General features: G+C 63.3%; 12 protein-coding genes. 7 read left to right on the top strand and 5 right to left on the bottom strand.

What is annotated here, in order from left to right:
* Nucleotides 1-7: 7 nt before the first annotated feature.
* Nucleotides 8-883, bottom strand: a complete 876-nt coding sequence (locus Q0319_RS03915) for an aromatic ring-hydroxylating dioxygenase subunit alpha (protein ID WP_299451066.1) — start codon at nucleotides 881-883, stop codon at nucleotides 8-10.
* Nucleotides 870-1,643, bottom strand: coding sequence for a Rieske (2Fe-2S) protein (locus tag Q0319_RS03910; protein ID WP_299451063.1), 774 nt, complete (start codon nucleotides 1,641-1,643; stop codon nucleotides 870-872). The genes Q0319_RS03915 and Q0319_RS03910 overlap by 14 nt, the downstream gene beginning before the upstream one ends.
* A 163-nt stretch (nucleotides 1,644-1,806) precedes the next feature.
* Between Q0319_RS03910 and Q0319_RS03905 the strand changes: the two genes are divergently transcribed.
* Complete coding sequence (locus tag Q0319_RS03905) at nucleotides 1,807-2,595, top strand: LysR family transcriptional regulator (protein ID WP_299451060.1); 789 nt, start codon at nucleotides 1,807-1,809, stop codon at nucleotides 2,593-2,595.
* 10 nt (nucleotides 2,596-2,605) lie between these two features.
* Here the strand turns inward: Q0319_RS03905 and Q0319_RS03900 are convergent, their stop codons facing one another.
* Together Q0319_RS03900 and Q0319_RS03895 are read right to left on the bottom strand one after the other, a co-directional pair.
* Entirely contained in the window at nucleotides 2,606-4,054 is a 1,449-nt protein-coding gene (locus tag Q0319_RS03900; protein WP_299451056.1) for an amidase, read from the bottom strand.
* A 92-nt stretch (nucleotides 4,055-4,146) separates the two neighbouring features.
* The gene (locus Q0319_RS03895; RefSeq protein ID WP_296468966.1) at nucleotides 4,147-4,992 is read right to left on the bottom strand and encodes an NAD-dependent protein deacetylase; all 846 of its coding nucleotides are present in this window, start codon (nucleotides 4,990-4,992) and stop codon (nucleotides 4,147-4,149) included.
* A 448-nt stretch (nucleotides 4,993-5,440) separates the two neighbouring features.
* Here Q0319_RS03895 and Q0319_RS03890 point away from each other — a divergent pair, with 448 nt between their 5' ends.
* From Q0319_RS03890 to Q0319_RS03870, 5 genes are all read left to right on the top strand, one after another.
* Nucleotides 5,441-6,109: a response regulator gene (locus tag Q0319_RS03890; RefSeq protein WP_296468964.1), complete on the top strand. Its 669-nt coding sequence runs from the start codon at nucleotides 5,441-5,443 to the stop codon at nucleotides 6,107-6,109.
* Nucleotides 6,106-7,554 (top strand): sensor histidine kinase, encoded by a 1,449-nt coding sequence (locus Q0319_RS03885; protein ID WP_299451052.1) that lies wholly within the window; start codon nucleotides 6,106-6,108, stop codon nucleotides 7,552-7,554. Before Q0319_RS03890 ends, Q0319_RS03885 begins: the two co-directional genes overlap by 4 nt.
* 152 nt (nucleotides 7,555-7,706) lie before the next feature.
* Nucleotides 7,707-8,702, top strand: a complete 996-nt coding sequence (locus tag Q0319_RS03880; RefSeq protein WP_296468962.1) for a tripartite tricarboxylate transporter substrate binding protein — start codon at nucleotides 7,707-7,709, stop codon at nucleotides 8,700-8,702.
* Between the two features lie 17 nt (nucleotides 8,703-8,719).
* Nucleotides 8,720-9,157, top strand: coding sequence for a tripartite tricarboxylate transporter TctB family protein (locus Q0319_RS03875; protein ID WP_299451158.1), 438 nt, complete (start codon nucleotides 8,720-8,722; stop codon nucleotides 9,155-9,157).
* Nucleotides 9,154-10,689 carry a tripartite tricarboxylate transporter permease gene (locus Q0319_RS03870; RefSeq protein WP_296468961.1) on the top strand — a complete coding sequence of 512 codons (1,536 nt, stop codon included), beginning with the start codon at nucleotides 9,154-9,156 and terminating at the stop codon, nucleotides 10,687-10,689. Before Q0319_RS03875 ends, Q0319_RS03870 begins: the two co-directional genes overlap by 4 nt.
* Nucleotides 10,690-10,750: 61 nt before the next feature.
* Here the strand turns inward: Q0319_RS03870 and Q0319_RS03865 are convergent, their stop codons facing one another.
* Entirely contained in the window at nucleotides 10,751-11,917 is a 1,167-nt protein-coding gene (locus Q0319_RS03865; RefSeq protein ID WP_296468959.1) for a pyridoxal phosphate-dependent aminotransferase, read from the bottom strand.
* Between Q0319_RS03865 and Q0319_RS03860 the strand changes: the two genes are divergently transcribed.
* Nucleotides 11,910-13,049 carry an AbrB family transcriptional regulator gene (locus Q0319_RS03860; RefSeq protein WP_299451047.1) on the top strand — a complete coding sequence of 380 codons (1,140 nt, stop codon included), beginning with the start codon at nucleotides 11,910-11,912 and terminating at the stop codon, nucleotides 13,047-13,049. The genes Q0319_RS03865 and Q0319_RS03860 overlap by 8 nt on opposite strands.
* Nucleotides 13,050-13,091 lie beyond the last annotated feature (42 nt).

The following is a 13,091-nucleotide window of genomic DNA, read 5'->3' as shown; positions in this document are numbered from 1 at the left end:
GTTCCTGTCAGGTCAGGTTGCGCTCCAGCCCGAACTGCAGGCCGGAACGGTCGAGCCAACGGCGATACGCCACTGAACTGGCGTCGGAAGCCGCGGGGACTTCCTGGCGTGGATGGACGGGCAGCTTGCGGGGCCGCTGGTGGACCAAGATCATGCGATCCTGGGCGAAGATTTCGTGATAGAAGTGCAGAATGTGTTCGTCGCTGTTGGTTTCGTCGAAAACCCGCGCGAACGAGTGCACGGTGCAATGTTCTTCGCCGCAAGGCTGCACGAACAGGCCGATCAAGTCCTTCTTGCCGGGCCGGACGAGGCTGTCCTTGTAGATGATCGCGATGCAGGGCGATGCGATGCGGTAGTCGTAATACACCTGGGTCCCCAACCCGGCCGCGGCCGAGGCCTTGGGCTGGAAGAAACTGCAGCCTACTGCCCACAACTCACGCCCGTCTTCCCGGTACTCGACCCGATAAGGCGGGACCTCCGCCGCGTCATATCCCCCGAGCGTGCCGGTGTGCACGAAAGAAAAGTGGGAGAGATCGAAGAAGTTCTCTATTACCCGCTGGGCCGAAGACGGCACGCCTATGCGCCCGCGGTGGATAAAGCGGCGCGGCTCTCCGTCGTCGAACTCGGCAATGGTCAGGATGTCTCGCGTCGGCCGCCCCAGTGATACCCAAACGAACCCATACCGTTGCCGGATGTGCTCCAGAGGTTCGGCGGTTTCATCGCGCTTGTGCCACAGGCAGCGGAACCGGCCATCGCGCTCCCGCATGAGCTCGAGCTCTTCGCCCAGCAGCTGCGTCTGTTCGCTTTTGCCCAGGCCAAGTTCGTCGACATAAGCCACGACATACCAATCGTTCAAGGCCACCGGATCGTCACACACATTCATGGTTCATCCCCCATTTGGGCTCACATGCGGTAGACCGGGAAATCTCATGGCGCAGCGCCACCAGCGCCCGGTTCAGCCCCAGCCGGGCCTCGGCCGACAGAGGCTCCTGGGCGGCCAAGTGCAGCATGCACGTTCCGCCGTGCGTCGGTTGCACGATTCCCACATAGTCCACGCCCAAGCCTGCCGATTGCCACTTGCCATGCAGGATGCTCCCACTCCCTTCCACGTAGCTCTGGAAAAGCGCCGTCTCCGGGCAACTCGATTCCACGCGGGAAAAACGTCCCGTCGCATGCAGGCAGGCCCGCGTCCAAAACCCCGCCAGGCGTTCGCCGCTCACCGGCATGTGCATGCTTCGGACCGGGGTTACGCCCGCGGGCAGGGATGGCGGCTCGACCGACGTATCCTGCCGGGCAACCCAGATGTATCCGTTGCGCTCGACGGCGGGATAAGGCCGCACCCTTGCGGCAGCCGGTGGCGTGCCGCCGGGATGGGCCGGAATGAAATTACATTGCGCATCGCCGCCAAATCGCCAGCCGTGATAAGGGCAGACCAAGCCCTTTTCCGCGACGTCTCCCATAGACAACCGCATGCCGCGATGAGGACACCGGTCGTGCCAGGCGTGGATGCTTCCGTCGGACGAACGCCACACAGCCAACGATAGTTCTTCCAGCATGACCGGGATCACGGACTGGACTGGTACGTCGCGAGAGGCCGCCACCGCGCACCAAGGGTGGGCCTCAGAATGAGGCGCATGATTCATGAAAGTGCCCGTTCCTCAAATCGAATCGTCGAAACCAGCATCCCATAGCCGGCGATTCAGGAAAAACGGATTTCCTGGGCTCTGATTCGGATTTTTCTTTCCGGCGGCGGCATGGCGCAGATTTTGCGTGGGTGAACCCGTCTGCCCACGATGCCAATGCGCCATGTTCGAAACCCTAGATTCCCACGCTGCCGTGCCCCCGCCTCCCGGCATGCCCCACGGATTCGATGCGCCTGGCGGCCGATCCGGCCCGGCGGAACACCTCAGCGGCATTCCCCGCATTACGCTCCGGCAACTGGTGTACTTCGCCGCCGCTGCGCGACTAGGCAGCGCCTTGCGCGCGGCCGAGGAGCTGAGCATTTCCCCGCCTGCCATATCGAGTGCGATCGCCGGGCTGGAGTCCTTACTGGGCGAGCAATTGTTCGTGCGCTGGCATACGGATGGACATCCACAGCTCATGTCCCAGCTCGAAGAAGATACCTTGGACGTCATCTTCGTGCTGGACTTCGAAATCTCGCCGACCCTATCGACGACGGTACTGTGCCCCGGTCCGGTGCGCTGCGTCCTGCCTGCCTCGCATTGGCTCGCGAACGACACCGTGGACCTGGCGCAATTGGAGGACATGCCCTTCATCATGCTGGACATTCCCAAGACCCGGGATTATTTTTTGTCGGTCTTTGCCTCGCTGGGCCTCAAGCCCAACATTGCCCATCGCGTCACTTCCGCGGAAATGGTACGGGGCCTGGTGGCCAGCGGCTTTGGCTACTCCCTGCTGAATTTCGGCAGCCATGAGCGCAAGGACATCGTGTACCGCCCCATACGCGGCTACACGCGCACGTCTCAATTGGTCGCCGTCAGGCAGTACCGGCACCCATCATCGGAGCTCATCGAGGCTTTCGTGGCAAAAGCCGGCGAATTCCTGTCGCAGCACGGGATCAATCCGGATCGCTGACGCCCCAAGGCTAGAAGGGAAACGCGGGCGGCGGCCGCCGCTCGGCCCACGAGGTCGCGTCGTCGTAAGCGCGCGCCATGTCGAGGCAACGCAATTCGCCGTGCATGGGCCCGATGAGCTGCAGCCCCATCGGCAAACCGCGCGCATCGAATCCCGCGGGCAGCCCGATGACCGGGCAGCCAGACATCGTCCCAGGGATGACGACCTCCATCCAGCGGTGGTAGGTGTCCATCGTTCGACCCGCGATCTCGGTGGGCCAGCCCAGGTTGGCGTCGAAGGGAAACACCTGCGCCGAAGGCAAGGCCAGGACATCGTATCGCTGGTGAAGTCCCGCGACGAAGTGGAACCAGCGCGTGCGGAAGGCCTCCGCTTCAGCGATCTTGTCCGGCGTCAGGCGCAAGGCGTTGTCCAGCTCCCACTGCGCTTGCTCGCCCAGCAAGGCGCGCTTGCCCGGAGCGTCGAGAAGCGGACGCAACTGACGATAGATGGTCCACGCCCGCAATACCAGCCATTGCTCGAAAATCGCCTCGACCGGGAAGTCGAGGACGAGCGGCTCGACCACGCAACCCAGCCCTTCGTATACGGACAGTGCCTGCTCGCACACCTCGATGATGCCTGGCTCCATGGGCAGGTGGCCGTCCAAGGATCCCAGCCACCCGATCCGCCTACCCCGCAGCGACGGAGACGGCGCATCGGCATGGTCGGCGAAAACCGCGGCCGACTGGCGCACCGAGAGCGGGGCGCGAGGATCCGGACCGGCCTGGACGGCCAGCAGGCGCGCGAGGTCGCGAGGATTGCGGGCGATCGGGCCAGCCACGCCCAAAGTGCTCCCGAACACGTCGGCCTGCAAGGCGGGAACCCGGCCATAGGAAGGACGCAGCCCGAACACATTGTTAAAGGCAGTGGGGTTGCGCAGGGAACCGGCATGATCGCTGCCATCGGCCACCGGCAACATGCGCAGCGCGACCGCCGCCGCCGCGCCGCCGCTGCTGCCGCCCGCAGAGCGCGTGGTGTCGTACGGGTTGCGGGTCACGCCATATACGCGGTTATAGGTATGCGAACCCAACCCGAATTCCGGCGTATTGGTCTTGCCAATAATGATGGCGCCACTCGCACGCATGCGCTCGACCTGGATACTATCCGCGCCTGCCACGCGATCCCGGTGGGCCAGGGAACCTTCTGTCCACGGCAAGCCACGAACCGGATCCAGGTCTTTTACCGCGATGGGAAAACCATGCATCCATCCACGCGGGCCGCTACGGGCCATTTCGGCATCGGCCTCAGCCGCTTGCGCCTCCAGCTCTTCCCGCGGGCGCAAGGCCACGATGGCATTCACGCCGGCATTGCAGCGTTCGATGCGATCCAGGAAAGCCGTCATGACTTCCCGGCACGACACCTTGCGCGCAGCGATGGCCCGCGCGAGTTCCGTGGCGTCCAGAGAAAGGAGGTTCGAAGACATGGCCAGGACGAAGATATGCGATCACGCCAGCTTAACCGACGCCTCCTGGCGCATGAATCGCGTTTTATGGAGAATGGCTCGCCTTTGCTGACTCAGTCCGCGCAGGCCTCTTCAAAGACGAAGGAAAGGGCCTGCGCGCAAGGCAGCTCCACCTTCAGGGCCAGCAAATCGTCTGCGCGCGTGCGGCCTAGATTGACGGCGGCCACGGGCAGCCCGGCCTGGGCACCGGCGCGTACATACCGATAGCCGGAATGCACCATCAGTGACGATCCCACGACCAGGATCGCGTCAGACACCTGCAAGGCGGCTAATGCGCTGGATATCCGCTCCGCCGGGACGGGTTCGCCGAAAAACACGACGTCGGGCTTGAGTATCCCGCCACATGCCAGGCACGCCGGGACGCGGAAGCCACTGAAATCGACGCTTTCCAGATCGGCGTCGCCATCCGGAGCCATGCGCCCCGACAGGCCCACCCAGCCGGGATTCCGAGCCTCCAGCCGCGCCTGGAACACCTTCCGGGGTTCGCGGCGCCCACATTCCATGCACCGGACGTGATCCAGCCGGCCGTGCAGGTCGACGACGGCACGGCTACCCGCCGCTTGGTGCAAGCCGTCAACGTTTTGCGTGACGAGCCGCTCGACACGTCCCGCGGCTTCGAGCTTGGCCAGTGCCCGGTGCGCATCATTCGGCTCGGCTTTGCCGAAATGTCGCCAGCCCGCCATGCTGCGCGCCCAGTACCGCGAACGGGCGAGGGGGCTGCCCATGAAGGCCTGGAAACTGATGGGCGGTGTCCGTTTCCACTGTCCATCAGCATCCCGGTAGTCCGGAATTCCAGATTCTGTGCTGCATCCAGCGCCAGTGAGCACAAACAAACGTCTATGCCGGCCGACGAACTCGGCAAGCGCGGAAAGTGGTGAAGCAAGCATAGTAGACCCCATTCACCGAACCAAGCATACCCAAGGCGGGGCTGGAACGACATCATCCACCTTGGGCTAGTACCACTGGGCGCGCCATGCGCCAGGACGGGCAAACGGCCTGTGGATAACCTCTAGGGAGCGGGGTTGTGCACAGGCTGTGGGTGCTTTCTGGATAACTGCCTTTTTCGACCGACCCAAAAAACTTGTCCAGTTTTGGGGTACACCGTGTGGACAAGGTTATCCACATGCACAAAAAATGTGCAAATCGTTGAATCGAAAAGGTTTTTTTCAGGCTCACAAGTTATCCACAGGCTCCTATTACCTGCTACCAGTGAGATAGATAGCTTTAGGTAAAACCCAAAACACTTTGCCTACTACGACCTTCGACCCGGCCCCATGTGGCTTCGCTTCCATAGACATCTGTCGTCCGGGCGCCTAGCATCTGCCTTCCGCTTTTCCAGTTTCCCGCATGCGTATCCTCCTGGTTGAAGACGAGCCCGACCTAGCCCGCTGGCTTTCAGGCACCCTGGCGCGCCATGGGGGGTTCGTCGTGGAATGGGCAAATGACGGCGCTATTGCGGAACGACGGCTCCAAATCGAAGACTTCGACGCCGTCGTCCTGGACCTCGGGTTACCCGGCCTGGACGGGCATGGGTTGCTGGCCAAGCTTCGCGCACGGGACGACCGCACACCTGTATTGATATTGACTGCCCGGGATTCACTGAGCGAAAGAGTCAGTACCCTGCACGAGGGGGCCGATGATTTCTTGCCCAAGCCGTTCAACGTGGCCGAGCTAGAGGCTAGGCTCATCGCTTTGATACGCCGCAGCCGGGGCAGGGAACATCCTCGCCTCGCCTGCGGCCCGTTGACGTTCGATACCGCCGCCCAGAAATTCATGCTCGATAACCAGGTGCTTGCGCTGTCGCCACGCGAACATGCCGTGCTGCGGGCATTGATCCAACGTAGCGGCGAACCCGTCACCAAACAGCAAATCCTGGACCGGGTCTTTAGCGACGATCAGGATGTGAATCCCGACGCGGTAGAAGTGCTCATCCACCGGCTGCGCAAGCGCCTGGGCGACAACGGTGTCCGCATCGTGACCCTGCGCGGCCTGGGTTATTGCCTGGAGCCTGCATGACCGGGCATCGAGGCAACCGGGCCAGGCGGCGTAGCCTGAAATCGACGCTGCTGTGGTGGATGCTGCCGGCCTTGGCCATGGTCGCGGCCGGCGGCTTATGGCTATCCGTCCGCCTGCTAGACGATTTGGCCAACGCTGCCTACGATCGTTCGCTCGCGGGCGCGTTGCGTGCGATAGATCTCAATATATCGACGGACAGCGGCGGATTGGCCGTCGAACTGCCGTACCGGTTGCTGCAATTCTTCGAATTGACCGCGAGTGGCAATGTGTATTTCCGGGTCGCGACGGAAGACGGGCTGGCGGAAATCGGCAATCCAGACCTCCCCCTGCCCGACCACCCGCTGCGGTCCGGCAGGGCGGAGTTCTACAACGCGGAGTATTTCGGCGAACCGGTCCGGGTCGGCGCCATGGCGCGTCGGTTGGAGCCTCCGCTCTATGGTGCAAACGAAGGGCAGCGCATCGTCATCCAGGTCGCCGAGAGCGTCCGGTCACGCTTGGGTTTTACCCGTACGGTGATCATGCGGGCCATCGAGCGCGACGCGCTGCAAATCCTGCTCAGCGCTTTGTTACTGACGGCGGGCGTCATCATCGCATTGCGGCCGCTGGTTCGCTTGAGCGAAGAAATCAACGCCCGCGGACCGGAGGACTTGCGACCGGTCGACGACAGCGAGGTACCGTCGGAGGTGCAACCGCTGGTGGCGGCCATCAATCGTCACATAGCCCGTCATGAAGCCCAGGCCAAAGCGCAGCGCCAGTTCCTGGACGATGCCTCGCATCAGCTCCGTACGCCGCTGACCGTGCTCAAGACACAAGTGGATTTCGCGCTGCGTGAATCCGATCCCCAAGCGGTGCGGCAGGCGCTGCAGGCCATGCATACGGGCATAGACCGGTCCATCCGGATGGCCAACCAGATGCTGGCGTTGGCGAGGGTACACGATGCTTCATTGGGGGAAAGCAGTGTGCCCTTCGCCCGGATCGACCTAGTCGAACTGGCGGGCGAATGCGTGCGCAGCCTGCTGCCCGCTGCGCGGGCAAAGCGGCTGGACTACGGTTTCGATACCCGGGCGGAACGCCTGCCGTTCTTCGGATCGGCGTTCTTGCTGCGCGAAGCGCTCGTCAACCTATTGGACAATGCCATTCGCTACAGCCCTGAAGGCAGCGTGGTGACGTTGTCGGTCGGGGTCGAGGACGATTGCGCCGTATTGCGGGTAGAGGATAGCGGGCCGGGGATGTCGGCATCCGACATCGAGCGGGCCGGGGTGCGTTTTCGGCGTGGACAAGCGGGCAAGGACAAGCCCGGGGCGGGATTGGGGCTGGCCATTGCAGAGCGCATCGCCAAGCTTCATAAGGGGCAACTCGTGCTCGAGAATCGCGACCCGGGGCCGGGTTTGCGGGCATCGCTCGTGTTTCCACGGAGCAAGTACCAAAACGGGGTCAGTCCATGACACCTAGGGTTTATCCTCAGTGAAGAGGCCTCGACCAGACGCCCTGCAGGCGTCCCAAGTGTTTCATTGAAAGCTGGTTGAAAGGCATGGGTTCGTACAGTCGGGCTGGTGCGGCAGCCTAGCCGCTCGATCAAGAACAAGGGAGGTGACTGATGAAACCCACAGTCCGACTTCGCGCTGCGGCATGTGCCGCGGTCATGTTTTTTGCGGGATTGGCGGCCCAATCCGTTTCTGCCGCGCCCGATCGGCCCGAATGCATCGCCCCGGCCAAACCCGGCGGCGGTTTCGATTTGACCTGCAAGCTGGCCCAGGCCGCCCTGCAACAGGGCAAGTACCTGGACGCGCCCATGCGCTCGGTGTACATGCCCGGCGGCATCGGCGCCGTCGCTTACAACACCATCATTGCCCAGCGTCCGGCCGAAGCCGGTACCATCGTTGCGTTTTCGGGTGGTTCGCTGCTCAACATCGCCCAAGGCAAATTCGGCCGCTATACCGAATCGGACGTGCGCTGGGTGGCCGGCATCGGCACCGACTACGGTGCAGTCGTGGTGCGCAAGGATGCGCCATGGAAAGACCTCAAGAGCCTGATGGCTGCCATCAAGGCCGACCCCACCAAAGTCGTGTTCGGCGCGGGCGGCACCATAGGCAGCCAGGATTGGATGAAGGCCGCTTTGACTGCGCGGGCCGCCGGCATTGACTACAAGACCATGCGCTTCGTCGCGTTCGAAGGGGGCGGCGAAACGCTGACCGCTCTGCAGGGCGGCCACGTCCAGGTGTATTCGGGCGATGCCGGCGAAGTCGCGTCCATGTTGGACGCGGGCGTTCCCATCCGCATCCTGGCCGTGTTCTCCGAAGAGCGGCTGCCCGGCAAGCTGGCCGACGTCCCGACCGCCAAGGAACAGGGGTTTGACATCCAATGGCCCATCGTCCGCGGCTTCTATGTCGGGCCCAAGGTCTCTGATGCGGATTACCAGTGGTGGGTCGCTACCTTCGACAAAATGCTGGCCACGCCTGAGTTCGCGAAGTTGCGCGAAGAGCGCGGCCTGTTCCCGTTCAGCCTTACCGGCCAGGCCCTGGATGCCTACGTCAAGAAGCAGGTTGCCGAATATCGCAAGCTGGCCAACGAGTTCGAACTGGTGCGTAAATGACGGGTAGCCGTGTCGTATTGAACGACCGGCTGCTCGGCGCGGTGGCACTGCTGTTTGCCGCCGTGATGGTGTGGCAGGGCTACGGCCTTGAAGCACCTTTCGCTTACGAGCCGGTCGGTCCCCGCGCTTTCCCCATGCTCTTGTCGCTGGTCATCGGCCTGTGCGGCCTGTGGCTGGTGGTCAAGGGAGGCAACCCGGTGGAGCCCGCCTCCCCAGGCGTCAAGGGACGGATCGCGGCTGTTGCCATTTCGTTGGCGGCATATGCTTTCTTGTTCCAGTGGCTGGGGGTCGTGATTGCCACTTTCCTGATGAGCTTGCCCGTGGGCCGGGCCTTTGGCGGCACCTGGCTGAAGTCGGGCACGGCCGGGTTGATCCTGGGCATCGGGGTTTTCCTGTTGTTCGATAAGGTACTCGACGTGGTGTTGCCCACCGGGGTGCTGGGAGGATTGTTGTGAGCGAGATCCTCAGCCACTTGGGAACTGGATTCTCCGTCGCGCTGACGCCTCTCAACCTATTGATTGCCGCGATCGGCGCGTTCATCGGGACGATCGTCGGCGTACTGCCGGGATTGGGGCCGATCAACGGCGTGGCCATCCTGATGCCGCTCGCGTTCGCCATGCAGCTGCCGCCCGAAAGCTCGCTCATCTTGCTGGCATCGGTCTACATCGGCTGCGAATACGGCGGCCGGATCAGTTCTATCCTGATCAACGTGCCGGGCGAGGCCTCGGCCATCATGACCGCGCTCGACGGTTATCCCATGGCGCGCCAGGGCAAAGCCGGGGTGGCCTTGTCCATTTCCGCGTGGAGCTCTTTCGTGGGCTCGGCTGTCGCCACCGCCGGCATCGCGGTCGCGGCGCCGCTCCTCGCCAAATGGGCGCTTGCCTTCGGGCCGGCCGAATATTTCGCGCTCATGGTGTTCGCGTTCTGTTGCCTGGCTGGCCTGCTGGGAGAACAACCGGTCAAGGCCTTGTTGGCTGCGGCCGTGGGGTTGGCCTTGTCCACCGTGGGTATCGACGAGAACTCAGGGGTATACCGTTACACCTTCGATTCGCTGCACTTGAGCGACGGCATCCAGTTCGTGGTCGTCGTGATCGGCTTGTTCTCCGTCAGTGAGATGCTATTGCTGCTCGAGCAGTCGGTAACCGGTTCGAGCGCGGTCAGGCCCACGGGCCGCACGCTATTCAACCTGCGCGAAATGGCCATCACTTGGTGGGGAACGGTGCGCGGCGCCTTGATCGGCTTCGTGGTCGGGGTGTTGCCCGGTGCGGGCGCGACGGTGGCTTCGGCCATGGCCTATTCCACCGAGAAGCGCCTGGTCGAGCAATCCGATCCGGAGGGTGCGCAGTTCGGCAACGGCGATATCCGCGGCTTGGCTTCGCCGGAAGCCGCCAACAATGCGTCGGCCACCGGGTCTTTCGTGCCCATGCTCACGCTGGGGGTTCCCGGCTCGGGCACTACGGCGGTCATGATGGGCGTGCTCGCGCTCTATAACATCACGCCGGGACCGGCCCTGTTCGACCAGCGGCCGGAAATCGTCTGGGGCCTGATCGCGTCCTTGTTCATCGGCAACGCCATGCTGCTGGCCATGAACATTCCGATGGTAGGGCTGTTTGCCCGCATGCTGTCGGTACCGACCTGGGCCCTCGTGCCGTTCATCGTCACGGTCAGCGCCATAGGCGTGTACTCCGTGCATTCCACGACCTTCGACCTCGTCATGATGGTGGCCTTGGGCGTGGTGGGCTATCTGCTGCGCAAGATGTCCGTGCCCATGGCGCCGCTCATCTTGGGCTTGGTCCTGGGCAATATGATGGAGCAGAACCTGCGGCGCGCCCTGTCCATCACGAACGGCGATGCCTCCATCCTGTGGGAAAGCCCCGTCAGCATCGGCCTGTGGGTATGTGCCATTGCGGTGCTGACCGTGCCGGTGACGCTGCGCATGCTGGCGCGCCGGCGCCGGAGCGCCGCGGCGGCTACGCCTTCGGCCTGATGTTCTTCCGCGCCCGACGGCTGCCGCGCGGCGCCGTCGTCGTGACCCCTCCCCGGAGGGGTCATATTTCTTGCAGGCGCTCCAAGGCTGCGTCCAGCGTGGTGTCTTTCTTGGCGAAGCAGAAACGCACTAATTGCCGGTTCGAGGAGGGGGCCTGCGGATCAGCGTGGAAGGCTGCGATGGGGATGACGGCCACGCCGTGCTCCGTGGTGAGCCAACGTGCGAATTCGCTTTCCGGCGCATCCGAAATCTCGCTGTAGTCGGCCAATAGGAAGTACGTGCCCGGGCAGGGCAGGGGCTTGAAGCGCGTTTGCCGCAATCCCGCTTCGAGCCGGTCGCGCTTGGCCTGGTAGAAGGCGGGCAGGTCCAGATAATGCCGCGGGTCTTCGAGAAAAGCGGCCAACCCATACTGCATGGGCGTCGATACCGCGAACACCATGAACTGGTGGATCTTGCGGAACTCTTGCGACAAGGGGGCCGGCGCGCAGCAATAGCCGATTTTCCACCCCGTGGTGTGGAAGGTCTTGCCGAACGAGGAAATCAGGAAGCTGCGCGAGGCGAGCGCCGGCCTGCGCGCGACGGATGCGTGTTGCCGGCCGTCGAACACGATGTGTTCGTAGACCTCGTCGGAGATCAGCACGATGCCTGTGCTTGCCAGGATGCGCTCGAGCTCATCGAGGTCGGCGTCGTTGAGCACGGCCCCGGTGGGGTTGTGCGGAAAGTTGATCACGAGGGCCCGCGTGCGTGGCGTGATCGCGCGCTTCACTGCCTCCCAGTCGGGTCGATACCCGGGCGCCTGCGGCGTGGGCGCGAGCAGCTGAACCGCGATGGGCGTGGCGCCGGCCAGCTTGATGGCCGGCACATAGGAGTCGTAGGTCGGCTCGAGCACGATGACTTCATCGCCCGCGCCAGCCGAGGCCAGGATGGCCGTCATCAGGGCCTGCGTCGCGCCGCTCGTGACGGTAATCTCGGTTTCCGGATCGTAGGCCGCGCCGTACAGGCGCTGCGTCTTGGCCGAGATGGCCCTGCGCAATTCAGGAACGCCCGCCATCGGCGCGTATTGGTTATGGCCCGCCGACATGGCCGCGGCGACTTTTTCCAGCAAGCCGGCATCCGGATCAAAGTCCGGAAAGCCCTGGCCCAGGTTGATGGCCCGGGTTTCGGTCGCCAGCCGGCTCATGACCGTGAAAATGGTGACGCCGACGTCCGGGAGTTTGGAGTTGATCATTAGATTGCTCGTACCTTGGATGTACCATTTGCCTTTCGGCCCAGTCTACACTTGCGCATTTCCCGGCGGACATGCCGGTTTCTCCCTTCTCTCCATGCCCGCCCGCCTGCTACTCGGTTTCGTCATCGCGCTCTGCGGTTCGCTTGTCGCCGTCTATCTGAACCTGCCGTTGCCCTGGATGCTGGGCGCGCTGGTGGCAACAGCGGCCACCAAGATCGGGGGCGTGCGGTCCGAGAGCCGCACGGCGTTGCGCTGCGCCGGGCAATGGGTACTGGGCGTCGGCCTGGGCCTGTACTTCACGCCGGCAGTCATCGAGGAAATCGCGCGGAACATCCTCCCGCTCATGGCCGGTGCCATGTTCGCAGTCGTCCTGGGCCTGGCCGGCGCATGGTTTCTCCGGCGCGCGACGGGCGTCGAATTCAGCACGGCGTTTTTCTCCTCGACCATAGGCGGTGCCGCCGAAATGGCGAACCTGTCCGACCGCTACGGGGGCAAGGTGTCGCTCGTCGCGTCGGCGCACAGCCTGCGCATTTTACTGGTGGTCGTGCTGGTGCCATTGGGCTTTCGGCTGTCCGGGGTCAATGGCACCGGTGTTTTTGCGCCGGCGGTGCAACAGGTCGATCCTGCCGGGCTTGCCATTTTGTTCGCGTTGGGCGCAGGCGGGGCATTGCTGGCGCAGCGCTTTCAGATTCCGAATGCGTGGGTATTGGGGCCGATGGCGGTCACCATTTTGCTGACCTCCCAGGAGATGGCTTTGTCGGCCATGCCGTCTTTCCTGATCAATGGTGCGCAGTTAATGATCGGCTGGTCGTTGGGCGATCGTTATCGTCCCGATTTTTTCAAGACCGCGCCCCGCTTCATGATGTTTATCCTGGTATATACCCTTATAGCGATAACCCTAGCTATCGGGGTGGGCGCGATATTGTCACGGCTGAGCGATATTTCCGTGCCTACGCTCATTCTGGGCTTGGCCCCGGGTGGCGTGGCAGAGATGTGCCTCACGGCCAAGGTCTTGCAGCTAGGCGTGCCGCTGGTGACGGCGTTCCAGGTGTTTCGGCTCGCCTGCGTGCTGCTGGTGAGTGGGCCCCTTTATCGAATTCTGCTCAGGCATTTTCCGGCCCTGGCGGCGTGATCGATTTCTGTTGCGGGAGTCTTATGCGTCATTTGCGAGACG

It is taken from the genome of uncultured Pigmentiphaga sp. (genome assembly GCF_937950555.1).
Taxonomy (GTDB): domain Bacteria; phylum Pseudomonadota; class Gammaproteobacteria; order Burkholderiales; family Burkholderiaceae_B; genus Pigmentiphaga.
The sequence above is the reverse complement of the archived record's forward strand: the minus strand, read 5'-3'. Positions and strand labels throughout refer to the sequence as shown.

Excerpts from the sequence above, each read along its gene's own strand:
- Q0319_RS03915 (WP_299451066.1), bottom strand. The coding sequence starts at position 883 with ATGAATGTGTGTGACGATCCGGTGGCCTTGAACGATTGGTATGTCGTG.
- Q0319_RS03910 (WP_299451063.1), bottom strand. The coding sequence starts at position 1,643 with ATGAATCATGCGCCTCATTCTGAGGCCCACCCTTGGTGCGCGGTGGCG.
- Q0319_RS03905 (WP_299451060.1), top strand. The coding sequence starts at position 1,807 with ATGTTCGAAACCCTAGATTCCCACGCTGCCGTGCCCCCGCCTCCCGGC.
- Q0319_RS03900 (WP_299451056.1), bottom strand. The coding sequence starts at position 4,054 with ATGTCTTCGAACCTCCTTTCTCTGGACGCCACGGAACTCGCGCGGGCC.
- Q0319_RS03895 (WP_296468966.1), bottom strand. The coding sequence starts at position 4,992 with ATGGGGTCTACTATGCTTGCTTCACCACTTTCCGCGCTTGCCGAGTTC.
- Q0319_RS03890 (WP_296468964.1), top strand. The coding sequence starts at position 5,441 with ATGCGTATCCTCCTGGTTGAAGACGAGCCCGACCTAGCCCGCTGGCTT.
- Q0319_RS03885 (WP_299451052.1), top strand. The coding sequence starts at position 6,106 with ATGACCGGGCATCGAGGCAACCGGGCCAGGCGGCGTAGCCTGAAATCG.
- Q0319_RS03880 (WP_296468962.1), top strand. The coding sequence starts at position 7,707 with ATGAAACCCACAGTCCGACTTCGCGCTGCGGCATGTGCCGCGGTCATG.
- Q0319_RS03865 (WP_296468959.1), bottom strand. The coding sequence starts at position 11,917 with ATGATCAACTCCAAACTCCCGGACGTCGGCGTCACCATTTTCACGGTC.